This window comes from Pantoea sp. M_9, from assembly GCF_008631385.1.
Classification (GTDB): Bacteria; Pseudomonadota; Gammaproteobacteria; order Enterobacterales; family Enterobacteriaceae; genus Pantoea; species Pantoea eucrina.
The window spans coordinates 535,955-562,852 of the sequence record NZ_VWUF01000002.1 but is presented as its reverse complement, the minus strand read 5'-3'; the positions used below and the strand labels follow the sequence as shown (position 1 = coordinate 562,852).

The 26,898-nt window shown below is 56.0% G+C and carries 21 protein-coding genes; 12 read left to right on the top strand and 9 right to left on the bottom strand.

From position 1 onward, the window contains the following. Nucleotides 1–119 precede the first annotated feature (119 nt). Nucleotides 120–1,400, top strand: a complete 1,281-nt coding sequence (locus F3I15_RS06470; RefSeq protein WP_150017119.1) for a PAS domain-containing methyl-accepting chemotaxis protein — start codon at nucleotides 120–122, stop codon at nucleotides 1,398–1,400. A gap of 33 nt (nucleotides 1,401–1,433) precedes the next feature. Here F3I15_RS06470 and F3I15_RS06465 read toward each other — a convergent pair whose 3' ends face one another. Next, a complete protein-coding gene (locus F3I15_RS06465; RefSeq protein ID WP_150017118.1) occupies nucleotides 1,434–2,504 on the bottom strand; it encodes an acyltransferase in 1,071 nt (356 codons plus the stop codon). Nucleotides 2,505–2,947: 443 nt separating this feature from the next. Here F3I15_RS06465 and F3I15_RS06460 point away from each other — a divergent pair, with 443 nt between their 5' ends. Continuing rightward, nucleotides 2,948–5,518 carry an EAL domain-containing protein gene (locus tag F3I15_RS06460; RefSeq protein WP_223810692.1) on the top strand — a complete coding sequence of 857 codons (2,571 nt, stop codon included), beginning with the start codon at nucleotides 2,948–2,950 and terminating at the stop codon, nucleotides 5,516–5,518. Here the strand turns inward: F3I15_RS06460 and F3I15_RS06455 are convergent. From F3I15_RS06455 to F3I15_RS06440, 4 genes are read right to left on the bottom strand one after another with little or no spacing between them, the layout of a single operon-like run. Continuing rightward, nucleotides 5,513–6,844: an MFS transporter gene (locus F3I15_RS06455; RefSeq protein ID WP_223810691.1), complete on the bottom strand. Its 1,332-nt coding sequence runs from the start codon at nucleotides 6,842–6,844 to the stop codon at nucleotides 5,513–5,515. The two genes, F3I15_RS06460 and F3I15_RS06455, sit on opposite strands and share 6 nt — an antisense overlap. After that, nucleotides 6,837–7,472 (bottom strand): DUF4286 family protein, encoded by a 636-nt coding sequence (locus F3I15_RS06450; RefSeq protein ID WP_150017117.1) that lies wholly within the window; start codon nucleotides 7,470–7,472, stop codon nucleotides 6,837–6,839. The genes F3I15_RS06455 and F3I15_RS06450 overlap by 8 nt, the downstream gene beginning before the upstream one ends. Beyond that, nucleotides 7,465–8,814, bottom strand: a complete 1,350-nt coding sequence (locus tag F3I15_RS06445; RefSeq protein ID WP_150017116.1) for an amidase — start codon at nucleotides 8,812–8,814, stop codon at nucleotides 7,465–7,467. Before F3I15_RS06445 ends, F3I15_RS06450 begins: the two co-directional genes overlap by 8 nt. Before the next feature lie 14 nt (nucleotides 8,815–8,828). Then, nucleotides 8,829–9,509 carry a DUF2848 domain-containing protein gene (locus F3I15_RS06440; protein WP_150017115.1) on the bottom strand — a complete coding sequence of 227 codons (681 nt, stop codon included), beginning with the start codon at nucleotides 9,507–9,509 and terminating at the stop codon, nucleotides 8,829–8,831. A 114-nt stretch (nucleotides 9,510–9,623) separates the two neighbouring features. Here F3I15_RS06440 and F3I15_RS06435 point away from each other — a divergent pair, with 114 nt between their 5' ends. After that, nucleotides 9,624–10,298 (top strand): GntR family transcriptional regulator, encoded by a 675-nt coding sequence (locus tag F3I15_RS06435; RefSeq protein ID WP_150017114.1) that lies wholly within the window; start codon nucleotides 9,624–9,626, stop codon nucleotides 10,296–10,298. Here F3I15_RS06435 and F3I15_RS06430 read toward each other — a convergent pair. Beyond that, nucleotides 10,292–11,320: a LacI family DNA-binding transcriptional regulator gene (locus F3I15_RS06430; protein WP_150017113.1), complete on the bottom strand. Its 1,029-nt coding sequence runs from the start codon at nucleotides 11,318–11,320 to the stop codon at nucleotides 10,292–10,294. The genes F3I15_RS06435 and F3I15_RS06430 overlap by 7 nt on opposite strands. 239 nt (nucleotides 11,321–11,559) lie before the next feature. On the opposite strand from F3I15_RS06430, the gene ascF reads away from it, so the two are divergent. The 6 genes from ascF to F3I15_RS06400 all read left to right on the top strand — a co-directional run bounded on the left by ascF (nucleotide 11,560) and on the right by F3I15_RS06400 (nucleotide 18,688). Then, entirely contained in the window at nucleotides 11,560–13,002 is a 1,443-nt protein-coding gene (gene ascF / locus F3I15_RS06425; protein WP_150017112.1) for a PTS cellobiose/arbutin/salicin transporter subunit IIBC, read from the top strand. Nucleotides 13,003–13,017: 15 nt separating this feature from the next. After that, complete coding sequence (locus F3I15_RS06420; RefSeq protein WP_150017111.1) at nucleotides 13,018–14,454, top strand: 6-phospho-beta-glucosidase; 1,437 nt, start codon at nucleotides 13,018–13,020, stop codon at nucleotides 14,452–14,454. A gap of 252 nt (nucleotides 14,455–14,706) precedes the next feature. Next, a complete protein-coding gene (locus tag F3I15_RS06415; RefSeq protein ID WP_150017110.1) occupies nucleotides 14,707–15,756 on the top strand; it encodes a hypothetical protein in 1,050 nt (349 codons plus the stop codon). Nucleotides 15,757–16,525: 769 nt separating this feature from the next. After that, complete coding sequence (locus F3I15_RS06410; RefSeq protein WP_190314941.1) at nucleotides 16,526–17,005, top strand: YfiR family protein; 480 nt, start codon at nucleotides 16,526–16,528, stop codon at nucleotides 17,003–17,005. A 1-nt stretch (nucleotide 17,006) separates the two neighbouring features. Beyond that, nucleotides 17,007–18,221 (top strand): diguanylate cyclase domain-containing protein, encoded by a 1,215-nt coding sequence (locus F3I15_RS06405; RefSeq protein ID WP_150017108.1) that lies wholly within the window; start codon nucleotides 17,007–17,009, stop codon nucleotides 18,219–18,221. Next, nucleotides 18,218–18,688 (top strand): OmpA family protein, encoded by a 471-nt coding sequence (locus F3I15_RS06400; RefSeq protein WP_370513334.1) that lies wholly within the window; start codon nucleotides 18,218–18,220, stop codon nucleotides 18,686–18,688. The genes F3I15_RS06405 and F3I15_RS06400 overlap by 4 nt, the downstream gene beginning before the upstream one ends. On the opposite strand, the gene F3I15_RS06395 is transcribed toward F3I15_RS06400, so the two are convergent. Continuing rightward, entirely contained in the window at nucleotides 18,675–19,652 is a 978-nt protein-coding gene (locus F3I15_RS06395) for a UV damage endonuclease UvsE (protein WP_150017107.1), read from the bottom strand. The genes F3I15_RS06400 and F3I15_RS06395 overlap by 14 nt on opposite strands. A gap of 105 nt (nucleotides 19,653–19,757) precedes the next feature. Beyond that, the gene (locus tag F3I15_RS06390; protein WP_150017106.1) at nucleotides 19,758–21,788 is read right to left on the bottom strand and encodes a choline transporter; all 2,031 of its coding nucleotides are present in this window, start codon (nucleotides 21,786–21,788) and stop codon (nucleotides 19,758–19,760) included. Between the two features lie 249 nt (nucleotides 21,789–22,037). Here F3I15_RS06390 and betI point away from each other — a divergent pair, with 249 nt between their 5' ends. From betI to betA, 3 genes are read left to right on the top strand one after another with little or no spacing between them, the layout of a single operon-like run. Further along, nucleotides 22,038–22,634, top strand: coding sequence for a transcriptional regulator BetI (gene betI / locus F3I15_RS06385; protein ID WP_150017105.1), 597 nt, complete (start codon nucleotides 22,038–22,040; stop codon nucleotides 22,632–22,634). Between the two features lie 13 nt (nucleotides 22,635–22,647). Further along, nucleotides 22,648–24,120, top strand: coding sequence for a betaine-aldehyde dehydrogenase (gene betB, locus F3I15_RS06380; RefSeq protein ID WP_150017104.1), 1,473 nt, complete (start codon nucleotides 22,648–22,650; stop codon nucleotides 24,118–24,120). A gap of 24 nt (nucleotides 24,121–24,144) precedes the next feature. Continuing rightward, nucleotides 24,145–25,824 carry a choline dehydrogenase gene (betA, locus tag F3I15_RS06375; RefSeq protein WP_150017103.1) on the top strand — a complete coding sequence of 560 codons (1,680 nt, stop codon included), beginning with the start codon at nucleotides 24,145–24,147 and terminating at the stop codon, nucleotides 25,822–25,824. Nucleotides 25,825–25,968: 144 nt separating this feature from the next. Here the strand turns inward: betA and F3I15_RS06370 are convergent, their stop codons facing one another. Next, the gene (locus F3I15_RS06370; protein ID WP_150017102.1) at nucleotides 25,969–26,892 is read right to left on the bottom strand and encodes a LysR family transcriptional regulator; all 924 of its coding nucleotides are present in this window, start codon (nucleotides 26,890–26,892) and stop codon (nucleotides 25,969–25,971) included. Between the last annotated feature and the right edge of the window lie 6 nt (nucleotides 26,893–26,898).

Below are 26,898 nucleotides of genomic sequence, written 5' to 3'. Positions count from 1 at the left end.
AACAGGGAATCGGGGGGGAAACATCCAGCGCAGCACAGGCTCTGCGCTGAATGAAATTACGCGACCCTTTGTAAGGCGATCGCGCTACTTAACTGCACACTATCTGACAGAGGTCATTTATGTTTGGGGTGAAAACTTCACGCCTGGCGCTGCCGTTCAGCGCCGGCATTCATCGTGATATCAATGCTATCAGACAGCATGTTGCCTGGATTGAATTTACGCCGGAGGGTGAAATTGTCGATGCTAACGCACTGTTTCTGACGCTGACGGGGTATCAGCTGCAGGAGATCCAGGGCCAGCACCATCGACTCTTTTGTTCACCGCTTTACAGCCAGACAGCAGGCTATCGCCGTTTCTGGCAAACGCTGGCGCGGGGTGAGTCAATCACCGGCATTTTTGAGCGCTTCGATCGTCAGCAGCAGCGTTTCTACCTGAGCGCCACCTACTTTCCGGTCAGCGATGATAAAGGCCGGGTGTATAAGGTAATCAAAGTCGCCAGCGATATCACCGCGCGCCATCAGGAGCTGGAGCATAAAGAGGCGGTCATCACCGCTTTGGATCGCTCCATGGCGGTGATTGAATTTACACCTGAGGGCGAGATCCTCAGCGCCAACGCCAATTTTCTGCAGCATATGGGGTACAGCAGTGAAGAGATTGTTGGCCAGCATCACCGGCTGTTCTGCTATGACGATTTTTATCACGCTCAGCCCGATTTCTGGCAAAAAATGGCGCGCGGGCAACATTTTGTCGGCCGTTTTGAGCGTAAAACCGCCAGCGGTGAGCGCATCTGGCTGGAGGCAAGCTATAACCCGGTAGTGGATGCGGATGGTCGGGTCTATAAAGTCATTAAAATCGCCTCTGATATCACCGCACGCGTGGAGGCCGCAAAGCGTGTGGCAGATATAGCCCTCACCACCTCAGGTGAAACGTCGCAGATCACCGACAACGCCAACGATGTTCTGGACGAAACCGTACGCAATTCAGCTCTGGTGGCTCAGCGGGTTAGTGCCGCGACGGAAATCGGCGTTCAGCTTAATGCGTCTGCCAGAAATATTGGCGAGGTGGTTAACACAATTAATCTCATCGCGTCACAAACAAATATTCTGGCGCTGAACGCTGCCATTGAGTCCGCACGTGCCGGTGAAGCAGGCCGCGGCTTCAGCGTGGTTGCCGCTGAAGTACGTCGCCTCGCAGCTTCCACAGCTGCCGCGACCCGGCAGATCACTGAGGTGGTGCAGCAGAACAGCCTGCTGATACAAGAGATGTATCAGCAGCTGGATGAGGTGCGTGAATTTGTCGTGGCTGAGCAGGAAAAAATCGGCATGCTGTCGCGCAGCCTGCGGGAGATAAACAGCGGCGTTCACGAATTTGTTAACGTTATTCACCGCCTTGATGTCTGAAACCGGCGGGAGGCCTCCGCTTCCCGCCTGCCATTATACGCCGCTGCCCGTAGCCGGTGCGATGGGCTGCCGTTTTCTCTGCAGCGCCCGACGCAGCGCCGGCTCTGCGTAGCGGGTAATGAGATACGCAATACCGGCCAGCACAGCAACCATCACAGGTGGCATGATCATCATGACAGTGTCACTTTTGACGTAGCGGTTAAGCTTAATCAGCATCGCAATCATCAGGTTCTCATGAATCAGATAGAGCGCATAACTGACAAAGCCCATAGCGGTAAAGAGTCGCAGCGAAAGAAAGTGCTGGATCCGCTGCAGCCTGAAGCTGGCGATGAAAAACAGCAGCATCGCTACCAGCGGCACCAGCGCGAGTGCCCCGCTGTTTTTCACGTAATAGCTAAAGTTGATCAGCAGCGCAACGGCTACCAGCAGATAGTGGTAGCGCCTGTCACGCCCGTGCAGACGCTCATAGACCAGGCAGCCCACCATAAACCAGGCGTAATGAATAAATCCCAGTTTGGAGATAATATCCACCAGCAGCGGATAGCCGAGCGACTTAATAACTGACGCACCGGAAAGTAACAGCATCGGTAAAATCAGTGCCGGCAGGCAATATTTACGTCCCGCAGTGAAATAGACAGCGCCGATAATCAGATAAAACAGGGCTTCTACATAAAGCGACCAGAAAGAACCCGCCATAGAGTGAAACGAAATGCCGGTCAATTGCGTCAGCGTTTCCGGATTAATAAACAGCAGACCCGGCAGCAGATTTTTCACATAGGGGGTCATCAGAGACCACTCCGGGAAAAATCCGCCGGCCAGAAAGAGCAGCAGGCTGGCAATAAGCATCGCCGGAAAGAGCCGCAGCCAACGCTTCTGCAGAAAGCCCGAATAGCTCTCCGATCGGTCAAGCGTCATAAAAATAACAAAGCCCGAGATCATAAAAAAGAGCTGTACCCCAGCCCAGCCAAAAGAAAAGAACGGCAGATGCTGGGTGGTGGCGACATAAGGCAGCAGTTCTGGCCAGCGCGCCCAGGCGTGATAGGCGATAACCATCAGAATAGCCAAACCGCGCATACCGTCGAGGTGAGTGATACGAGCCTGCATAATGTTCTCAGTGACAATGATAAATAGACATAAGTCAAATTAGCATTGACGCAGATTTACATTCAATAAGGCTTATTCCTATTAAGATTAAATTTATATTAAGCAAACAGCAAAATGTTATAAAAATTTCTGGCTACGAATTCCGGCGGTTTTATCTCACAGTAATGCCTGCGGAGCTGGCTATACTTGAACCTGATTACCGGAACGCGCATTTATTCAGGTCCGTTTAATACATATCGCCCGATAGATTCAGTTTTACTGTCTGCATCTTTTTGTGCACCAGCTATCCGGCCGGGTTGTCACAGCGCAACATCACGCTTACGCATCAGGTTTTGCCAGCCTGTGCCGATAACCTGAACATACTTTTGTAATGTCATTTTAACTGGCGTATTAAGCCTATGATAGCGAAGACCTCTCTTGTCGATTCTCCCACACGCGGGCAAATGCGTGGGCTGATCCGTCAGCCTATGATGATGATGGTACTGCTGATCCTGCTGGCATTTACCGGTGCGTTTATCAGCCTGATATATATCGCCGGCGATTTAAATCAGCAATCCGATCGCCAGCAATCTTTGCTGCTGGACAAAGCGCTTCAGACGCGTCAGGCGGCAATGCAGTTTCACCTCTCTGATAACGCCGAGTGGGGCGAGGCGTATCAGAATCTGCACCGTACGCTGAATCGCAGCTGGGCATGGGATAATCAGAATCTTGGCACCTCGCTGTTTGATACCTTTGCCTATGAGGGGGTGTTTGTTATCTCACCGCAGGATGAAACGCGCTACAGCGTGATCCGTGGGCAACCGGAAGCGAGAACGCTTTCCCTCTGGTTGGGCGCCGATCCCCTGCCCCGGATTAAAACGCAGCTGCAGGCGAGCGCGGGTAAAGCGATCAGTGACTACGTGCTGGCAAAGGGGCAACTTACACTCTGTAGCGCGGCGTGGATCACCCCAGGAGGCGACCGCAGCGTAACGGCGCTGCCTGGCCCGCCTTCGCTGATGATTTTTACCGATCGCCTGACGCCACAGAAACTGCTTAAGCTGGGTCATGAGTATGGTATTCAGAACCTCCATCTGGATACCTCGCCTGCCGGCCAGCCAGCCTCTCCCGCTCTGCTGCTTTCAGTGGGTGACAAGCGCGTTGCGCTGGTCTGGCGCAGCGCAAATCCTGGCGGCGCGCTGCTGACCGGGCTGCTGCCTCTGCTGGTGCTGATTATGCTGCTCTCGCTGTTTACCGCGCTGATGCTGATGCGCAGCGCGCTGCGAAAAGCGCAGCTTAATGATGAGAGCGCCTGGCTGCTGGGACAGAGCCAGCTCGCCCTGAGCGCCAGCGAACGGCGCTTCCGTGACATCGCCGAAACTACCACGGATTGGATATGGGAAATGGACAGCCAGCTGCGCTTTGTCTGGATTTCAGGGCGGTTTCCGGTCGTCACCGGTTTCAGCAGCCAGGAGTGGATACAGCGTACGCTGGCGGATTTCCTGCTTGATTACGCTAAATATCGCAGCCGTCTGACGCTGTTTCAGCAATCCGGAGGTCAGTTGACGCTGACCGGTTGCCGCTACCGCTCCGCGCAGGGGCACGTGCGCTACTGTAACCTGACGCTGAAAGAGGTCATGCTGACCCAGGGCGTCAGCGGTTTTCGCGGCAGCGCTACAGATATCACGCTCGAGTACGAAGCGCAGGCGCGGGCGCACTACCTCTCCCATTTTGACGAACTGACCGGGCTGGCTAACCGGGTGCAGATGCAGGAGTTCCTGACGGGCAAACTCAGCCTGCCATCCGATCCGCAACATCGCCTGGCGATTATCATGATCGATCTGGATAAATTTAAGCCGGTCAACGATATCTACGGTCACACCGCGGGCGACAAAGTTCTGCATGAGGTATCGAACCGTATCCGCGCCTGTCTCGGCAGTCACGGACTGGCGGCACGTCTGGGGGGCGATGAGTTTGTGGCGATCCTGCCTGAAATGAACAGCCGCGATCGTATTATCGCGCTGTGTCAGCAGCTGATAGCGCGTATCAACGATGCGTTTGAGGTGTGTGACAACACGCTGCATATTGGCGCCAGTCTCGGCATTGCGCTGGCGCCGCAGGATGCCGATAACGCCAGCGATTTGCTGCGTTATGCCGATATCGCGCTATATAAGGCGAAAAATAACGGGCGCAATCAGTGGGTCTTTTTCGATCGCGATATGGAAGAGAAGATTGTGCAGCGTCGCGAGCTGGAGCATGAGCTGCGCGATGCGATTAACAGCGAGCAGCTGGCGCTGGTGTATCAGGCGCGCTATGAGCTGGCAGCCGGACAGGTGACGGCAGTTGAGGCACTGGTACGCTGGCAGCATCCGCGGCTGGGTCTGCTGATGCCCGATCAGTTTATTCCGCTGGCGGAAGAGACCGGCCTGATTGGCGCGCTGAGCGACTGGGTGCTGCTGCGCGCCTGCAGCGATATCGTACAGTTTGAGCCGCCACTCTCCGTATCAGTCAATATCTCAGCGACTGAACTCCAGAATGATGCGCTGCCGTCACGTATTGCCCAGGTGCTGCAGCTCAGCGGCCTGCCCAATCACCGGCTGGAGATAGAAGTCACGGAAAACGCGCTGCTGAGCGATCCGGAGAAAACGCTGGCGACGATGCAGGCGGTTAAAGCGCTCGGCGTAAAATTCCTGATTGACGATTTCGGCACCGGTTACGCCTCGCTCTGCTATCTGCGCGCGTTTCCGTTTGATGGCCTTAAAATCGATAAATCGTTTATCTTCCCGCTGGGTGAATCTCCGCAAGCGCGTCAGGTAGTGGAAAATATGATTGGGCTGGGTAAAGCCTATTCGCTGTCAGTTACGGCTGAAGGGGTGGAAACTCCCGGACATATGGCGCAGCTGCAGGCGCTCTCCTGCGACGCGGTACAGGGTTACTATATCGGACGTCCGGGTCCGCTGGCGCAGATTGCGATGGTGCTGCCGGAAGACAGTCCGATGCGGAAAAATGCGGCGGTCCCTCGCCAGCGACATTTATAGCGGTTTATGCGCTGTCTCTTTCGCTTTCCACAGGGCAAGCAGCGTGATCAAAAGCGCCAGCGACACGTAAAGTGATACCCAGAGCGTGCTGCCCGACTCGCGGTAAAGCGAGGTGATAATCAGCGGCGCAAAGCCGCCGCCGATGATACCGGCCAGCGTATAGGCGAGCGAAGAGCCGGCGTAGCGGACGTGACCGGGAAACTGTTCGGTCACAAAAGCCGCCTGCGGACCATACATAATCGCATGGATCAGCAACCCGACGATTACCGCCAGCACAATCAGTACCGGCTGCGAGCTGTCGAGCAGAACAAAAAAGACAAAGCTCCAGATCACGCCCAGCAGTGCGCCAGCAATATAGACCGGGCGACGCCCCAGCCGATCGGATAAGGCACCAAACATCGGCACCGTAATCGCATTGCCGATGGCGCCGAGCATAGTCGCCAGCAGCGCGACCGGACGCGGCAGCTCCAGCACCGTGGTGACGTAGGTCAGCGTAAAGACCACCACCAGCGCGTAAAGCACGTCAGATCCGATGCGTGAACCACCGGCAATCAGCAGCGCGCGCGGATGATGGGTAAACACCTCTTTGAGCGGAGCCTGCGTGGTTTTATCGGCCTGTTTCATCGCTTTAAAGGTGGGTGTCTCATCCACGCCGCGGCGCAGCCACAGCCCAAACATCACCAGCAGCAGGCTGAGCAGGAAGGGTATACGCCAGCCCCATGCCTGAAACGCTTCGCCGCTCAGTGACAGGGTCACAAGGGTAATAAAGCCGGTGCCGATCAGCGTACCGCACGACGGTCCTACCTGCGCAAACGAGGCGTTACGCCCGCGCTTTTTAGCGTCACCATGCTCCATCGAGAGCAGTACCGCACCGGCCCATTCCCCGCCCAGCGCTATGCCCTGAATAAACCGCAGCGCGACCAGCAGCACCGGACTCCAGATCCCCCAGCTGGCGTAGCCGGGCAGCATACCCATTAGCGCGGTCGTGACGCCCATGATCACCAGCGTGGTGACCAGCACCGCTTTGCGCCCGGCCACGTCGCCAAGATGCCCGAAGATAAAGCCGCCTGCCGGACGGGAGACATAGCCAACGGCATACGTTGAGAACGCCAGAATGGTGCCGACCAGCGGATCGAAGCTGGGGAAAAATACATGGTTAAACACCAGCGCCGCCATGATGTTGTAGACGGTAAAATCGTACCACTCCAGCGCCGTACCGATAGAGCTGGCGGCTGCCAGCCGCCGGGTTTTACTGGCGCCCGTAGCGGCAGAATGCGTGACATCAGGCTGTGAAACCTGTGACAGTGCAGAGTCATTATTACTCATAGGAGATCTCCTGTCGGGTAAGCTGCCAGCTCAGCGCGTAGCGCTCTGCTTCAGCATTGAAAGTCTGCGCGGCCATAGCAGCCAGCGTGACAGAGGCGGTTTCATCAGCGCAGTGCAGCAGCAGCATGGCGTGCATCGGACGATCGGCATCGGTTTCGCGCGGCAACGGCGTGCTGAGTGACACATCCGGCGTCAGCAGGCAGGAGGAGATATAGCCCGGCACCGGCGGCAGCTGCTGCTGCCACGCCTGCAGCGCCGCGCCGTCAGTGTCTCCGGGCAGGGTCAGAATAGCGAGATGCGCGCCCTGACCCCGGCCATGCCGGTGTGTCACGGCGCAAACCCGTCGCTTCGGATTAATCATCCGGTTGAGATTAGTGACTGACCATTCCGTCTGGCGCGTAAAGGCGGCGTGGTAGGCGGCACTGGTAAAGGTCTCCAGCGATGCAGTTTCATAAAGCCCCAGATAGCGGCGCGCTGCCGCTACGACACGATAACGCGTACCGCTGAGAAAGCCTTCGATGGCGACGCGCTCTACAACATGCTCATGGTCATACCACTGGTTAAAATCAGCATCATCTTCGGGTGCCACGCTGGTGGCGACAAACAGCATACCGTGGGGGTTATTCATGATGTAAACCTCGTTGCAGGGCAGATTCGGCAGCAGCGGCCCAGCCAAGCAGCGCTGCATCCTGGTTATGAACTGACGCCAGCATCAGGCCGGCAGGCGCCTCGCCGGGCGTATGACAAGGCAGTGAAATAGCGCAGCCATCCAGCATGTTGATAACGCTGGTGTTGCGCAGCATTAGCAGGTTGACTTCGTGGTAGCGCTCTTCATCCTCCAGTTCGGCAATGGTGGGTGCGATCAGCGGCACGGTAGGCATCAGTAGCGCGTCAAAGGGCAACAGGAAATCGCTGACCTGCTGCTGCCACGTCCGGCGCAGCTGATATAGCTGCTGCGCATCCTGCGGCGTCAGCGCGCTGCCGCGCCGTATCCGCAGCAGCACCTGCGGATCGTACTCTGCCGGAGATCTCTTCACCCACGTCTGATGCCACTGCCAGGCTTCATACGCGGTGATACCGCCGCGCGCGTTGAGGGTATCGAGCTCGTTCAGCAGAGGCATCGGCTGCTCTGTCAGCGTCGCACCCGCCTCGCGAAGAATCCTGAGCGCACGCTGCCAGGCGGCGCTGACGCCTTCATCCAGGCCGTCGAGCACGCGGGTTTGAGGAATAAGAAAATGTGCGTCAGCCAGACTGCGCGGCCCGAGCGTCAGCGGCGCGTCGGCAATCACGCTATCCAGCAGCCAGCAGCTCCGCACGTCATGAGCAATTGTCCCGATACTGTCGAGCGACGGTGCCAGCGGCAGCGTGCCCCGCTGGTCAATACGGCTGGCGCTGGGCTTAAAGCCGGTCAGACCGCAGAGTGCGGCCGGAATACGCACTGAGCCGCCGGTATCCGTGCCTGCGGAGCCGGCTGACATACCGTCCGCAACCGCGACCGCCGCACCGGATGATGAACCGCCCGGAATGCGTTTTTCCTGCCGCCGCCACGGGTTAGCTGGCGTGCCATAATGCGGATTAATGCCCAGCCCGGAAAAGGCAAATTCCGTCATAGTGGTTTTGCCCACGATCACGGCGCCCGCCTGCAGCAGGCGCTGCACAATAGTGGCGTCAGCCGTCGCGTGCGGGAGGCCGGGCAGCCGTGACCCGGCGAGCGTGGGGGAGCCTGCAACGTCGAACAGATCTTTGATACTGACCGGCACGCCATCGAGTGGTGAGCGCGCCGCGCCGCGCGCCCGGCGCGCATCGGCCGCGATGGCCTGCTGCTGCGCCTGCTCTGCCCACACCTGAGTAAATGCGCGCGCACCCTCGCCCTGCTCTGCCTGAATCGCCGCCAGCGCCTGCGCCGTCAGCGCCACTGACGTGGTATCACCAGCCTGCAGCTGCTGACTGGCCTGCCATAATGTTGTCATAACGCGCGTCTCCATCAGGCAATCACCGGCAGAGTGGAGAGGGAGTAGCTGTGCTCCAGCGTGCGGTTCAGCACCGGGTCGTGCAGCGCCATGCGAAACGCCTCAGCGGGACGAATACCGCCGATAGCCGATAATGTGCCGCAGGAGAGCGCGAATCCCTCCTCTTCCGCCGTTTTACCTGAGAAGCGCGCGATCAGTTCCCGGGGAGAGAGCAGTGCATCAAGCGTGCCGGACTGGTAGGTGACCCAGTCGCCGTTCTCCATTATCCACGCACGCAGCTCCAGCCGATCCCAGTGCGCGGCAACCTCCGTCATGCGCCACGCCTGCTGCGCGACTGGCTTCACACATACCTGTTTTGAGAGCGCCACGCTGAAGGTTTCCAGATGACGATCGGTGTGGTCAGAGATCAGCGAAACCCAGCACTCTCCCTGGTGAAAAAAGACAAACGGCTCAGCCTCACCCGACGTCTGCTCTCCCACCACTTCCACATTCTCATGCTGGCTCAGCAGCCCCGGCGTGGCGCGATAGAACAACGGTACTGCACCAGGAGCGGGCACGCCCAGCGCCTCCAGCTCACGGATATGGTGCAATACGGCTTCCCGATCGCGTCCGGCCCAGCCCGCGATAACCAGCTGTTTGATGGTAACGTCCAGCGCCAGGGGCGGTTTTTCCTGCGTGTTGAAACGTAGCTGCATGGTCGGCTCTCCTGACTTGAAATGACTGTGAAATTTCACTGTGATTTCAAAGTAGCCATTTTCATGCCAGGTTTTTGTGTAATATGTCTCAGTACCCAAAAAAGGATGTGCGCAATGAGTGATGTAATGGCTGAAAATGTGAACCCGCAGGCGGAGGCAAAGACGCTTTCATTAAATGAGCGCGCCTATCTGGCGTTTAAACATCGCCTGATCACGCTGCGCTATAAACCCGGCGACTATCTGAATACGGCGCAGGTGATGGAAGATCTGAAGATGGGCCGCACGCCGGTTAATCAGGCGGTGCACCGTCTGGCGACAGAGGGCCTGCTGCAGATCATTCCCCGTAAAGGTGTGATGGTCTCGCCGCTCTCTATTGATGATGCGCTTGAACTGATTGAGGTCAGGCTGGTGAATGAAGCGCTATGCGTCAGGCTGGCCGCGGCGCGCATCAGTGACGCGCAGATTACTACGTTGCGTCAGCTCAATCAGCAAATCGCGCGCGCCAGCGCGGCGCATGAGCGAGAGACGATGATGCTGCTGGATCGTGAATTTCATCAGGGGCTGGCGGAGATTGCCGGAAACCGGCGTCTGACCGACATTCTGAGCATTATTCATGCCCAGGCACAGCGCTTCTGGGCAACCACGCTCTCCAGCGTCCGGCATATGGAAGAGGTGATCGCCGAGCATGAAGCGATTATCTCGGCGCTGGAGCAGGGTGACGTGCAACAGGCGGAAGCGGCTACGCGGGTGCATATTCTCTCTTTCCGGCAGGCGCTGCTTAATCACTGAGTCTCGCGGGATAGCCAGGGACCTTCAGCCAGGGATTCACGCCGGATAAGCGTGCCGGTGTGCGGCGCGCCTGGCCTGATATCGCCGCCGTCGAGCATGGCGACCAGACGGGCGATGGTTTCATGGATCATCTCTGTCACCGGCATTTTCACGCTCGACAGCGCCGGAAGGGTATAGGGTGCCAGTGGAATATCATCAAATCCCACCACCGCCACCTGCTGCGGCACGGCAATTCCCCGGACGGCCAGCGCCCTGAGCGCGCCGATCGCCATTTCATCATTGCTTGCCACCACCGCGCTGAAACGGACGTGTTGTGCCAGCAGCTGCTCAACAGCCATGACGCCCTGTTCCGCCTGCCAGCGCCCTTCCACCACCCGCGAGGAATCGAACGCAATGCCATGTTTCGCCAGCGCCGCCTGATAACCCGCCAGGCGCTCGCGTCCGGTAGGCGAATCAAGCGATCCGGTGATAAACGCAATCTCGCGATGCCCCAGCAGAATAAGCTGCTCAACGGCTGCCGCGCTGGTGGCGTGCTGATCGGCAAAAATGCAGTAGCTGGTGTGCTGACGCAGGCGGCGGTTGATGACGAGAATCGGATGACGGTGCTGAGCAATAATGCTGTCCATCTCTTCAATCGAAAGAAAGCGCGGATAGATAATGACGCCATCGCAGCGCAGATCGAGCAGAAACTCAATGGCGGCCCGCTCTTCTGCCGCGCTATGTTTGCCGTCCACCAGCAGCAGCTGGCGCCCCTGCTGTTCAAGCATGCGCGCTGAATGCTGCATCATTTCGGTAAAGTAGCTGCCGCTGTAGAGCGTATTAGTAATAACCAGCCCGATTGTCTGGCTGGAGCGCGTTGCCAGATTGCGCGCCAGCAGATTCGGCCGGAAGCCGGTTTCAGCGATAGCCGTATACACCTTTTCCCGCGTAACCTGGCTGACATAGCCGTTACCTGACAGAACACGTGACACTGTCGCTTTTGAGACACCTGCGCGTTTCGCTACTTCGGTGATAGTGGTCATAATCTGCCTGTTTAAGCTCTCCTGCGCTGAGTTTACCTAAGTATCGGGACAGGCACAGAAATTTATCTTTTGTCCCGTCGGGCGCGATCTGATCCGCATCACAATTGCAGACATTAAATTTTAATTCTCTTGCCTGAACATGATCCACATCTCATGATTTTGTGAAACCGGTTTCTCATGAATAAAAAACAGGCAGCCTGCTGCCGGACAATCTTACCCTGAAAACTGAGACAGAAATCATGGCGAATAAGTATGCAGACGCCGCCCGCTCTATTGTTGCTGCACTTGGCGGCCTGGAGAACGTTACGGCGGTGACCCACTGTATGACGCGACTGCGTTTTGTGGTGCAGGCACGCGAAAAGATTAATGATGCCGCGCTAAAAGCGATCCCGGGTGTGATGGGCGTGGTCTATACCGACACCCAGTGTCAGGTGATCATTGGCAATGACGTAAACCTTGCCTACCAGGCGGTGCAGCAGCTCGGCACGCCCGGCGCTTCCGCCATCGCAGCCGCGCCGGCGCGGAAAATCACGCTGCGCCGCATCGGAGCCGGCATTCTTGATGCGCTGGTGGGCACGATGTCACCGCTGATCCCGGCCATCATCGGTGGCTCAATGGTTAAGCTGCTGGCGATGATGCTGGAGATGGGCGGCGTGCTGGAGAAAGGCAGCTCAACGCTGATCATTCTCAACGTAATCGGCGACGGCGCTTTCTTTTTCCTGCCGGTGATGGTTGCGGCCTCAGCCGCGCTTAAATTCAATACCAATATGTCGCTGGCGATCGCCATTGCCGGGGTGCTGGTACACCCCAATTTTATCGACCTGATGGCGAAAGCCGCGCAGGGTCAGACGGTGGAGTTCGCGTTTATTCCGGTAACGGCGGTGAAATATACCTATACCGTGATCCCCGCGCTGGTCATGACCTGGATCCTCTCCTGGATCGAACGCTGGGTTGATCGCATCACCCCCGCCGTGACGAAAAACTTTCTCAAACCGATGCTGATCGTCCTGCTGGCCGCACCGGTAGCGATTCTGCTTGTCGGACCGCTGGGGATCTGGATCGGCAGCGGTATCTCTGCGCTGGTCTACACCATTCACGGCTATCTGGGCTGGCTTTCGGTCGCCATTATGGGCGCGCTCTGGCCGCTGCTGGTGATGACCGGTATGCACCGCGTTTTTACCCCTACTATCATTCAGACCATCGCTGAAACCGGCAAAGAGGGCATGGTTATGCCGTCAGAGATTGGTGCCAACCTCTCGCTTGGCGGCGCGTCGCTGGCAGTCGCGTTTAAAACCAAAAATCCGGAGCTGCGTCAGACCGCTTTCGCCGCCGCCGCCTCTGCCATTGTCGCCGGTATTTCCGAGCCGGCGCTGTACGGTGTGGCCGTGCGGCTGCGCCGCCCGCTGATCGCCAGTCTGATCAGCGGCTTTATCTGCGGCGCGGTGGCAGGCATTGGCGGACTCGCCAGCCACTCTATGGCCTCACCGGGCCTGTTTACCAGCGTCCAGTTTTTTGATCCTGCTAATCCCATGAGCATTGTCTGGGTTGGCGGCGTTATGGTGCTTTCCGTGGTGGTTTCATTTGTGCTGACGCTGCTGCTCGGCTTTGAGGATATACCTGTTACCACACCAGCAGAACAGCAGCAGCCGGCCCCCGGTAATGTCGCCATCCCTACCCGTTAATGATTGAGGTTTTTTATGTCTGACACGCCATTCCCGGCCGGTTTTTTATGGGGCGGCGCTTTAGCCGCCAACCAGTCTGAAGGGAGTTACCTGGCCGATGGTAAAGGGCTGACCACGGTGGATATGATCCCGCACGGCGCTAACCGTATGGCGGTTAAGCTGGGGCTTGAGAAGCGGTTTACGCTGCGCGAAGAGGAGTTCTACCCCAGCCATGACGCTATCGATTTTTATCATCGCTATAAAGAAGATATCGCGCTGATGGCAGAGATGGGCTTTACCGTTTTTCGGACTTCTATTGCCTGGAGCCGGCTCTTTCCCGACGGCGATGAGCTGACGCCGAATGCGGACGGGATCGCTTTTTATCATAAAGTATTCACCGAGTGCCGCAAATACGGCATTGAGCCGCTGGTTACGCTCTCTCACTTTGATGTGCCGATGCATCTGGTCATTGAATATGGCTCATGGCGCAATCGTAAGATGATCGATTTCTTTGCGCGGTACGCGCGAACCTGCTTTGAAGCGTTTGATGGCCTGGTGAAGTACTGGCTGACCTTCAATGAGATCAATATCCTGCTGCACAGTCCCTTCTCAGGCGCTGGCCTGGTATTTGAACCCGGCGAGAATCATGAGCAGGTGAAGTATCAGGCGGCGCATCATGAACTGGTCGCCAGCGCGCTGGTGACAAAAATTGCGCATGAGGTGAATCCGCAGAATCAGGTGGGCTGCATGCTGGCGGGCGGTAACTTCTACCCGTGGTCCTGCAAGCCAGAGGATGTCTGGGCCGCCCTGCAGAAAGATCGTGAAAACCTGTTCTTTATCGATGTTCAGGCGCGCGGCGCTTACCCTGCTTACAGCACACGGCTGTTCCGTGAAAAAGGCGTAACCCTCGACGTTACGGATGAAGATGCAGCCATTCTGCGTCACACAGTAGATTTTATTTCGTTCAGCTACTACGCATCGCGCTGCGCCTCGGCAGAGATGAATGAGCAGAACAGCAGCGCCGCCAACGTTGTCAAATCGCTGACCAACCCGCACGTTGCGCGCAGCGCCTGGGGCTGGGGAATTGATCCGCTGGGGCTGCGCATCACCATGAATATGATGTATGACCGCTATCAGAAGCCGCTGTTTCTGGTGGAGAACGGCCTCGGCGCACGCGATGAGCTTACCGCCGCAGGCGAGATCCATGATGACTACCGCATCAGCTATCTGCAGCAGCATATTGCGGCCATGGCAGAGGCGATCGCCGATGGCATACCGGTGATGGGCTACACCACCTGGGGCTGTATCGATCTGGTCGCCGCTTCCACCGGTGAAATGAGTAAGCGTTACGGCCTGGTCTACGTTGACCGGGATGACCAGGGCAACGGCACCCTGCAGCGCATGCGTAAAAAATCCTTCTGGTGGTATAAAAAAGTGATCGCCAGTAACGGACGCGACCTCAGCTCTGAGTAATATGCGCAGGCCAGCCAGCTGGCCTGCAGCTCTCCGCAACAGGTCTGCTATTTCACTACAATTCATATAGTTAATTTGTCGATGAGCGATTTACTGTATTAGACGTTCATCTAACCTGTGTATTCTTTTCACATCCGGTTTTATGCCTTCTGACTGCAGGCAGGCGTTGTATTAACGGTTCATTAATCCCCCCTCGAACTGCAAACAGTAAAGGTACAATTTTTACACCAACCTCAGGACGATACTTTAATTATGGAACAAAAACCTCTTAATAAACTTTCGCATTTTGAAGCGACAGCACATTTTCGGCCAGAGATAGATGCGCTGGTAGACGTATTAAACCCACCTGAAACAATATGGGGGAAAATAAAGTCCGCAGTAAATTCCCGGCATATATTTGCAAGTGAAAGTACTAAGCACACCTTCCATAAAAAATCCTGGTTAATGGCATCTCTCTATCATGAAAATATTTTAGGCGTTCCTCTTGGACGGTGCAGCATTAAAAGAAGAGAGGCAGATAGCGAAGGTACGGTTCGTGGTTCGCTTGTATATAAATTACCTAATGTAATTGCGATGGACGCTGCTATCCCATTAAATATGGTAGATAAGGTTGTTAATAAATTCAAAGCTGGGAAGAATATAGATTACAGGAGGGAGAGTTATGAAGCAGTGTTAGGTTTCAGAATTACGCTCGACCAGCGAGCGCGACTTATGCGTGAGCATAATAAACTTCCGGCGACTAACTCTCTGCTGACTGAAGATAATCATATAAATTTTTGCAATCTGAACCTTAAGGACATAGAAATCCCCCGAGATATGTTCGAAAAAGCGGATTTCAGCAACAGCTCCCTTGGCAAGCGAGATATTACAGAGCATGATCTTTCCAGTACAATATTTAAAAACACATTGATGCAGCTTGATTTTTCCAGACTATCTGACGATAAAATAGATATCGACCTATTTTTTAATCATCACAAATACCCGGGACAAACAACGTTAACGGCATTACAGAGTATTGATAATCGCTATGCCGATTTTAAAATCCAGCTGGCAAGAGAAATTGTTAATGAGTTATCGCGCCAAAATATCACCTTAGAAAATTTAGTCAGCACAGCAATGCCGATACTTGAGATTTTTGGCAAAGAACCTTTTGGTTCAGATCCCAGCCTCAGGCAATGGCATGACAGACTGACGGAAGAGTGGTTTAATTCTGACGAATATAGCTCAGACTGTAATCTCGATCTCTTATCTCCTGTTACAACTGACATTTTGCTTCGCTTGAGCAGTCGCAATTCATCTTAACTATCACAAAGAAATATTACTTTAGCAGAAAACTGGCTCGGCATTTTTCGAAACTTATGGAAATTTGACCTTGCCAGTTGTGCTCAGAAAAGTTGTGACCATTACCTCAAAACAGAGCAGTTGCGCTTCTTATGCACTTTTGAGGTCTTAGCTACACCAGTTTTTTCTAAGCCTGTACAATTAGATACGCAACCTATTAATATAATGAACTTTTTACTGCCATTTGAGAATTCGCGCAAAGGGTTTTACTGATGGATTTTGATACTATGCATGGCATACCAGAACCCAATTTGTTAAACCCCGCCCGGAATATTTTTATCAACCGGATAAGCTGCAAAGCTGCCTAAAAGGTGAAGTGAACATGGAAACTCTCTTTCGCCCTGCGCTATATCCTGGCGAATGCTGGAGTCAATTGACGCAACAGCATGCGCAGGTTATTCCAGGAAAATAACGGATTACTTGAATGCACGGCGGTTTTGTCCCAGGGCATGTTTGACTATTTGAACAGAGTCTGTCCGCAAACGCTGGCCGCGGTTCGCCCGCTGGCGTGGAGTTAACGTCGCGCCTCGCATAATCTGTGGCTTCAAATGAGCGGTGGCAATAAACCGGTTTAAAGGCTTCATCCCGTACTGGTTACGCATTTCATGGCGTAAATGGTACTATCCCGGCTTTACTGACCAGGAACAGTGCCATGCAGATAAAAGGATTTCCTGCCCCGTATTCAAAAGGATGCTGCCTTTGGCTGTGCTGCGCACTGCCTGCGCTGCTGGTGCTGCTTAGCTGGCCGATGGCATATGCTGCTGAGCATACTGCCGCTGACAATCGCGCTAATCGTATTGTCAGCGGTATTCTGAGCTTTACCCGCTGGCCACCTCCGGTGCAGGTGCCGCAGCTCTGTATTCTGGCCTCCGCCCGACACCTCACGCTTTCATCAGCCGACGCGCCGCCTGCCACGCCGTACAGCGTCGTGCGCGCTGACAGCGCCGGCAGGTTACCCGCGCTGCACTGCGACGCGGTCTATTTCGGCACGGAAACCCCGGCTCAGCAGCATGCAGCTCTGGCAGCAATGCCTGATAAAGCGGTGCTCAGCATGGCGGAAAATAACCCTGACTGCGCAACCGGCGCCACTTTCTGTATGATTTTTGGTGAGGACCGTACCCGTTTTTCGGTGAATCTCGATTCACTGGCACGCAGCGGCGTTAAAGTCAGCCCTGATGTGCTGATGCTGTCGCGTAAAGAGAACCAATAAGATGAAATTTTTACTGAGAAAACGTCAGGGTTCATCACTGCGCGGCCGCCTGCGCCGCATCAGCACCATAAATGCAGCGGTGATCCTGCTGCTGTGCTGGCTGCTGATGACCTCGACCTCTCTCTACTTTATTAAACGTTACGAAAACCGCAATCTGGCGCTGACGGCAACCACGCTGAGCACCAGTCTTACTGCAGCAACGGTATTTGAAGACAGCTATGATGCGCACAGTAAGATTGCCATGCTGGGCGACGAAGGGATGTTTGCGTCTGCGCAGCTGGTCACCGCCAGCCATACTGTCCTGGTTGACTGGGTCAACCGCCGCGAGCACAGCGGCTTCTATGAAAAACAGCTGCGGCAATGGATCTACGCCAGCCCGGTCAACGTGGAGATACAGCACGCGGGCGCGCGGGCCGGCAGCCTGACGCTGGCCGGAACGGTGAACGGCGCCAGCGAATTTATCCACTACTCCATTCTGATCCTGACCTGCGGCATGCTGTGCGTGCTGGTGATCTCTTTTATGCTGAGTGAATTTCTGCATCGCGGCATTCTGCTCTCCATGCGCACTATTACGCGCGCGATTCACTATGTGATCCGCACCGGTGATTTTACCCAGCGCGTGCCGCCTGAGCCGATCAATGAGTTTCAGCTGCTTTCCAGCGATCTGAATGCGCTGCTGAGTGAGATGCAGACGCTGAAAGCATCGCTGTTGCGCGATAACCGTTCGCTGGCCGAAAAAGCGCTGACCGACCCGCTTACCGGTCTGGCGAACCGTTCTGCTTTCGTGGCGCGGCTGGCGCAATTGCTCGATCGTCCGTTAACGCCGCCGCGCTTCGCGCTGCTGTTTCTGGATGGTGACCGCTTTAAGTGCATTAATGACAGCTGGGGACACGCTGCCGGGGATGAAGTGCTGAAAGCCACCGCTGAACGCCTGGCTGGTCTGGTCTCAGAGGGCGATCTGGTGGCACGCATGGGCGGCGATGAGTTTGCGATTGTCCTCACCAGCCGCACTACGCCTGCCCGGCTGCAGGCGCTTCGGGATGCCATACAGCATGCGGTACGCCAGCCTATCGCGCTCAGCGAAGATCGCACGATTACCACCTCGGTCACCATCGGCTATGCCTGGGCGCAGTCTGGCGACAGCGTAGCCTCACTGCTGGAGCGGGCAGATTTGCATATGTATAAAAACAAAAAACTCAATAAGGATCGGCTGTGAAAATCTATTATTGTCTGATGGCGCTGATACTCACCTGCGCGGGCTGCCAGTCCGGCGGGTTTACCCGTGCCCAGGTTGCGGCGCTGCAGCAGGAGGGTTTTAGTCAGAACAGCGAGGGCTGGGGGCTGGGATTACCCAACCGCATCCTGTTTGGCATTAATGAGTCAGAACTTACCGCGGCCAGTAAACAGCGCATCGCCTCCACGGCAAGCCTGCTGGCAGCCACCGGCATCACGCATCTGCGTATCGACGGCCATACCGATAACTATGGCGAAGCGGGCTATAATCAGCAGCTTTCACTCAAACGCGCCAACGCCGTGGCGCAGCAGTGGGCCGCCGGCAGTGGCGTCCCGCGCGCGAATATTGTGACGCGCGGGCTGGGTATGCGGGTGCCGGTTGCCAGCAACAGTACCTCGCAGGGGCGCGCACAGAACCGCCGCGTCGCCATTGTCATCACTGCGCCGTAGCGTGGCCGCCGCGCTCCAGCGCATAGAAATAGAGGCGGTCGCGGGCGAGGTTTTTCATTTTGACTTCGCACATGATATCGAACTGGTCAAACGAGAGTGCCCAGTCGTTTAGCGTCTGATTAAAGAAGTAGTCCGAATGCGCGCGCAGCTTCATTTTAGAGGCCGCCAGCGCATTCTGGTCGGGAAAACCGTGATCGGGGATCAATCCTTCCTGCGCAATGGAGTAGTGCAGCACCGGACGCACGCCGCGCCAGGAGTCGATAATCTGCGCAATCCGGCCATCGTCAGGTTTGATAAAGGCGTTCTCTTTTACCCAGTGATGGTGAATATCCAGCACCACCGCGCAAAGCTCGCGCGCCTGGAGCACATCATCGAGCGCGCAGGAAACCTCATCATTCTCGACGGTGAGCATATTACGCGCCTCGGGGCTGAGCCGCATAAACGCATCGCGAAAACCGGCAAAGCCCTTTTTGCCGTTCATATGGATATTGATTTTAAAATCCTGAAACTGCTGACCATATCCCATCAGGACGGCACAGGTGGCGTGATATTCAACATCCTCAATTGCACGCTCCACCACGCCCTCATTATCAGACGCCAGTACAGTATATTGTCCGGGATGAAACGAGAGGCGAATGTTGCGGGCGCGCGCCAGTTCACCGCAGCGGGCAAACAGCGGCGCCAGCTCCGGCATCGCCTCGCGGTAGAGTGGCGTAGCCTGCGGAACGGTATAGAGCGGCAGCAGATCGCTGCCGATACGCATCATGCGCAGCGCATCAGGCAGCGTGGCGAGCTGTTCCAGCAGAGCATAAAGATTGGTGAGGTTAGTACGCGCCAGACCAACCAGCAGCGTGGCGGCGGCGTCACCCTGCATACCCAGAAAGCGGGTACGGGTGGTGCTTTTGAATGGGAAAGGCTGCTTCGCCTCATGATCGAAATACTTACACGCAAAACCCAGTTTCATAGAATTCCCCTTAACAGCAGCTAGTGAGTCTAGCTCTCTGACAGGAATGCGCGAGGCGGAGAGGAAAGAAAACGGGCAGCTGTGTGGTCGCAGCTGCCCGCAGGGTTACATCTCAGGGAAGGTCAGATTACTGCCTGGTGCCTCACGATGCAGATGGATAAAGTTCAGGTGACGCTCATACTGATCGAGAATATCGATAATCACCTGCTCCTTGTTGTAGTCCATCAGATCGTTGCCCTGGCTACCCTCCAGTAAAAATGTCTCCAGACGGTAATAGTGCGATTTACCGCTGCGTGCACGGTAGGTAAAGCCGGGGATCGAGTATTGCTGCGGCCAGACCTGATACATAAAGCTCTGCTCCTCACCCAGATCCACGCGCAGCTCAAGGTGCCCCAGCGCCTGCCCCTCTTCAGCCGGCATTTTCTCCAGCATAGCGCGTGCCCCGCGCAGCTCCAGCTCTTTCGCCACATCTTCCATCGCCGGATAGATAACGGTCTTCATCATGCGCTGCGTATAGCGCGTGCCCGGATAGTTCATCAGGCGCGACAGCCGCTTCTTCCAGCTCAGGCGATCGCTGCTGGAGGGAATATAAGGCGCGGTTTCACGCACGGCGCTGGCGCGACGATGATCTTCCACTTTCAGCGATTTCCACAGGCCGGCCATCACAAAGAAGATCACAAAGCTAAACGGCAGCCCCATGATGACCGTGGTGTTCTGCAGTGCAGAAATACCGTTGGTCATCAGCATGCCCATGGTCAGCACCCCGATCGCGATTGACCAGAAGATACGCAGCCAGTTAGGCGCATCGCTATTGATATCCTTGAGCTTTGAGGTGAAGTTACCCAGCACCAGCGAACCGGAATCCGCTGAGGTAACGTAGAAGAGCATCCCGGTAATGGTCGCCACCGACGCGCTGAGCTTAAACGCCGGATATTGCGCCAGCAGGCTGTAAAAGCCGCGTTCAGCATGCGCCATCACTTCCTGCGCAAAGCCAGCATCGCCGTGAATAATTTCATACAGCGAGGCGTTACCGAAGACGGAAAGCCATAGCAGGGTAAACGTAAAGGGAATGATCAGCGTGCCAAGCACGAACTGGCGAATGGTGCGGCCGCGTGAGATACGCGCCAGGAACAGGCCAACAAACGGCGACCAGGCGACCCACCATGCCCAGAAAAACAGCGTCCAGCTGTTCATCCACTGGGTCGGACGATCGAACGCAAACGTGTTCAGCGTCATGCCCATAAAGCGGTTGATATAGTCGCCAACGTTCAGCACCAGTGCGTTCAGCAGGAAGTCCGTTTTGCCCATAAACAGCACAAACAGGATCAGGCCGAGCGCCAGCGCCACGTTGAGTTCAGACAGGATCCGGATGCCTTTGTCGACGCCCGAGGTGACGGAAATCGTCGCAATGATCACCGACAGGACAATCAGCGCCATCTGCGCGGTCAGCCCTTCAGGAACGTCAAACAGCACCTTCAGGCCGTAATTCAGCTGCACCACACCGATACCCAGCGTGGTAGCGATACCAAAAATGGTGCCGACTACCGCTGCGATATCCACGGTATGACCAATCGGTCCATTGATGCGTTTACCAAAAATCGGATAGAGCGCAGAGCGAATGGTGAGCGGCAGATTATAGCGGTAGCTGAAGTAGCCGAGCGCAATCCCCATCAGTGCGTACATTGACCAGCCGGTCAGCCCGTAGTGAAACAGCGTCCAGACCATCGCCTGACGCGCTGCTTCCATGGTTTGTCCGGCGCCCTCCGGTGGCTGCATATATTGCGACACCGGCTCCGCAACGGAGAAAAACATTAAATCAATCCCGATACCGGCGGCAAACAGCATCGCCGACCAGCTCAGCAGGCTGAACTCCGGTTTGGACTGCTCCGGCCCGAGCTTGATCGCGCCATAGCGCGAACAGGCCATATAGATCACGAAAACGATATAGAGGGTGGCGGCCAGCATGTAATACCAGCCAAATGTGGTTGAGACCCAGTTTACCGCTGTCTGGATCCAGGCGGCCGCAAGGTCGCTATAGATAATGGTGACAAGTGAAAATGTCAGAATCAGTCCGGCCGAGGTGAAAAACACCACGGGATTAATTCTGTCCTTTTCACTGGCAGGTGGATTAATCATCGATAACCTCTAGTTAATTTCCTGTAACTACTCAATAAATTGATACGATCAGTATGGCTGATCTTGTTGTTATACTCCCTGCTTTACCTCCGTTAGTTGGGCACGGTGATAAATCGCTACCAAGCGTAGCTCACCGTTTGGCTTTTGTAACAAACGAAGCACACCATCCTAACAACTTTCTTTTTTATATTGAACGTGCAATCAAAAAAAGTTTTAATAGGGGTCTCAATTTGAGGTGGAGCGGAAGTGATGCCAAAGGTAGGAATGCAGCCGATACGTCGCCGGCAACTGATTGATGCGACGCTGGATACCATCAACGACGTAGGAATTAACTACGCCACCATCGCGCAAATTGCCCGACGGGCTGGCGTCTCTACCGGCATCATTAGTCACTATTTCAAAGATAAAAATGGCCTGCTGGAAGCCACCATGCGTGATGTCACGCGTCAGCTGCGCGAAGCCGTTGCCATGCGGCTTAAACCGCTGGCAGACGCCAGCACCGAAGCACGCCTGCTGGCCATTGTGGAAGGTAACTTTGATGATACCCAGCTGCACAGTGCCGCCATGAAAGCGTGGCTCGACTTCTGGGCAAGCAGCATGCATCAGCCGCAGCTGGGCCGGTTAGAGCGGGTCAGCAGTCGCCGCCTGTTCTCCAGCCTGGCTGCCGAATTTCGCCGGGAAATGCCGCGCGAGCAGGCCCGACTGGCAGCTTACGGTTTGGCTTCTATGATTGATGGCTTGTGGCTGCGTGCCGCGTTGAGTGGCAAGCCCTTTGATTTAGCGATTGCCCGAACCCTTACCACCCAATTTATTCGTCAGCAACTGGCTGGCTCACCGAATCACTGAGGAAGGAGAAACCATGTCCCGATTCACCGAACAGCACCTCTACATTGATGGCAAATTTGTCCCTTCTGCAGCAGGTAACACCTTCCAGAGTATCAACCCTGCTAATGGCGATGTGCTGGCAGAGGTCCATGAAGCTGAGCGTGCGGATGTCGATCGCGCCGTTGAGGCCGCGAAAAAAGGCCAGAAAATCTGGGCTGCGATGACGGCCATGGAGCGCTCGCGCATCTTACGGCGTGCAGTGGAGATCCTGCGTGAACGTAACGACGAACTGGCGGAACTCGAAACGCTGGACACCGGTAAACCGTTCAGCGAAACCCAGGCGGTAGATATTGTCACCGGCGCGGATGTGCTGGAGTACTATGCCGGTCTGATCCCTTCACTGGAGGGTCAGCAGATCCCGCTGCGCGACACCTCTTTTGTCTATACCCGCCGCGAACCGCTCGGCGTGGTGGCCGGGATCGGCGCGTGGAACTACCCCATCCAGATCGCGCTGTGGAAATCGGCACCGGCACTGGCTGCGGGTAACGCCATGATTTTCAAACCCAGCGAAGTCACTCCGCTGACCGCGCTGAAGCTGGCTGAGATCTACACCGCGGCCGGCGTGCCGGATGGTGTTTTCAGCGTGCTGAACGGACGCGGCGCGGTAACCGGCCAGCTGCTGACTGACCATCCTGGTATCGATAAAGTTTCCTTCACCGGCGGCGTGGCCAGCGGTAAGAAAGTGATGGCAAACGCTGCCGGCTCGACACTGAAAGATGTCACTATGGAGCTGGGCGGTAAATCTCCGCTGATCATCTTTGATGATGCCGATCTCGACCTCGCCGCTGACATCGCCATGATGGCAAACTTCTACAGCTCCGGTCAGGTCTGCACCAACGGCACCCGCGTCTTTATTCCTGCAGCGGTAAAAGCGGAATTTGAGGCCAAAATCAGCGAACGCGTGGCGCGTATCAAAGCGGGCGATCTCGCCGATCCAGCCACAAACTTTGGTCCGCTGGTGAGCTTTGCCCATCGCGATAACGTAATGCGCTATATCGAATCGGGTATCAGCGAAGGGGCTACGCTGCTGTGCGGCGGTAAGCGCATGAGCGGCGCTGAATTTGATCAGGGCGCGTGGGTTGAGCCAACCGTCTTTACCGACTGCCGCGACGAAATGACCATCGTACAGGAAGAGATTTTTGGCCCGGTGATGTCCATTCTCACCTATGAGAGCGAAGAAGAGGTTGTGCGTCGCGCTAATGCCACCGAATATGGCCTGGCCGCGGGCGTGGTCACGCAGGACCTTAACCGCGCGCACCGCGTTATTCACCAGATTGAAGCCGGTATCTGCTGGATCAACACCTGGGGCGAATCCGCCGCTGAAATGCCGGTAGGGGGCTACAAGCACTCCGGTATCGGCCGTGAAAACGGCGTGATGACGCTGCAGAATTACACCCAGGTCAAATCGGTACAGATCGAAATGACCCGTTTTCAGTCAGTATTTTAATTGAGCTTACCTGAGGAGCGACTAATGGAATTTGATTACGTCATTATCGGCGCCGGATCCGCAGGAAACGTACTGGCTACCCGTCTGACCGAAGATAGCAATGTCAACGTACTGCTGCTGGAAGCAGGCGGTCCCGATTACCGCTTTGACTTCCGCACCCAGATGCCTGCGGCCCTGGCTTACCCGCTGCAGGGCAAGCGCTACAACTGGGCGTATGAGACCGAGCCGGAACCTTATATGAATAACCGCCGCATGGAGTGCGGGCGCGGTAAAGGGCTGGGTGGCTCGTCGCTGATCAACGGCATGTGCTATATCCGCGGCAATGCGATGGATCTCGACAACTGGGCCAAAGCGCCCGGTCTTGAGCAGTGGAGCTATCTCGACTGCCTGCCCTACTATCGCAAGTCAGAAACGCGTGATATCGGCGCAAATGACTATCACGGCGGCGAAGGCCCGGTCAGCATCACCACCTGTAAGCCGGATAACAACGTCCTGTTTGCGGCAATGATTGAAGCAGGTGTGCAGGCGGGTTATCCGCGCACCGACGATCTGAACGGCTATCAGCAGGAAGGCTTTGGCCCGATGGATCGCTTTGTTACGCCGAAAGGCCGCCGTTCCAGCACGGCACGCGGCTATCTCGATACCGCGAAAAAGCGTCCGAACCTGAAGATCATTACCCATGCGACCACCGATCGCATTCTGTTTGACGGCAAGCGCGCAACCGGCGTTGAATATCTTGAAGGCGGCAGCAACACCCCGAAAACAGTCTATGCGCGGCGTGAAGTACTGCTGTGCGCTGGCGCCATCGCCTCGCCGCAGATCCTGCAGCGTTCAGGTGTCGGTCCGGCAGAGCTGCTGCAGCAGTTTGATATTCCGGTTGTGCATGACCTGCCCGGCGTAGGTGAAAATCTGCAGGACCACCTGGAGATGTATCTGCAGTATGAGTGCAAAGAACCGGTCTCTCTCTATCCGGCGCTGAAGTGGTGGAACCAGCCGAAAATTGGCGCCGAATGGCTGTTCAACGGTACCGGCGTCGGCGCCAGCAACCAGTTTGAAGGCGGCGGCTTTATTCGCAGCCGGGAAGAGTTTGACTGGCCTAACATCCAGTATCACTTCCTGCCGGTTGCCATTAACTACAACGGCTCTAACGCGGTTGAAGCGCACGGCTTCCAGTGCCACGTTGGCTCTATGCGCTCGCCAAGCCGGGGTCACGTGCGGATTAAATCACGCGATCCGCGCCGCCATCCGGCCATTCTGTTCAACTACATGTCACATGAACAGGACTGGCAGGAGTTTCGCGATGCGATTCGCATTACGCGTCAAATCATCAACCAGCCGGCGCTGGATAAATATCGCGGTCGTGAAATCAGTCCGGGAATCGATTGCCAGACCGATGAGCAGCTGGATGAGTTTGTGCGTAATCACGGTGAAACTGCTTACCACCCTTGCGGCACCTGTAAAATGGGCAGCGATGAGATGGCGGTGGTCGATGGTGAGGGTCGCGTGCATGGCCTGCAGGGGCTGCGCGTGGTCGATGCCTCAATCATGCCGCTGATTATCACCGGTAACCTCAATGCGACGACCATTATGATCGGCGAGAAGATTGCGGATAACATTCGCGGTCGCGATCCGCTGCCACGCAGCACTGCCGACTACTATGTTGCCGGCGAGCGCCCGGTGCGCGGTGAGCCTGTACGGGCATAACCTCTCTGCAGGGCAGCGCAATGCTGCCCTGCTTCAAACCGTTCTATCCTCGCTGTAAAACAAGTCGCTATGAATATCCGGTTACACCTGCCGGCACTGAAGCTGATATGAGTTAGTTGATCAACTAACAGTATGTTGTAATTATCATGACGTGACAGCTTTACTTTCCGCACCCGCTGCTGCCAGAAAATGCTGCAGAATGGCGTTCTGGCGCTCTCCCTGCCGGGTCACAATCGCGATTTGGCTGCCGAACCGCAGCCGCGAAGGCGCTATTGCACGCATCTGCCGCAGCTCACACCAGCGTGCTGCGTAGTGATCGGGCAGAAAGCCGATATAGCGTCCGGTCAGGATCAGAAAAGCGATACCTTCCCGGTCAGAGGCTGTGGCCGTACAGTTAAGTGACTGATGCAGGCCAGCGGCTTCCGCGCTCAGGCGGTAGCCAGGCGCTATCGCTTCATAGCGATGCAGCACCGCCGGATCAGCCTCATCCGCGTGGCTGAAAAGCGCATGCGTACTGCTGCAGTAAAGACAGGAGATCTCTTCATAGAGCGGCGTATAGACCAGGCCCGACACCGGCGCGGTATAGGGCAGCGCGCCCACGTGCAGGCGACCGTCAAGCAGGCCCTGCTCAATATCAGCGGCCGTAAGCATACTGATATTGATGCGGACTTCCGCGCCCTTTTTGCGTAACGCTTCCAGCGCCTGCGTAATCTGCATGCGCGGCTGCGTCACCAGATTATTGATAATGCCGATATTGAGTTCACCGCGCAGCTGTTTATGCATCTGGTTTATTTGCTGGCGAAAATCCTCAACCGCCACCATCAGGCTGGCGCTGTGCCGCAGGATCTCGCGCCCCTCATCCGTCAGGGCAAACCCCGCCCTTCCGCGCTGACAGAGCCGCATCCCGAGACGCTTCTCCAGATCGCTCATATGCAGGCTAATCGCCGAACGGGTAATGCCCAGCCTGCTCTCGGCAGCCGTAAAGCTGCCGCATTCGCTGACGACTTTAAACAGCCGCAGCAGACGCAGATCAAAATCCGTAACCTGCGCCAGCGTTTTAGGTTTCATTCAGGT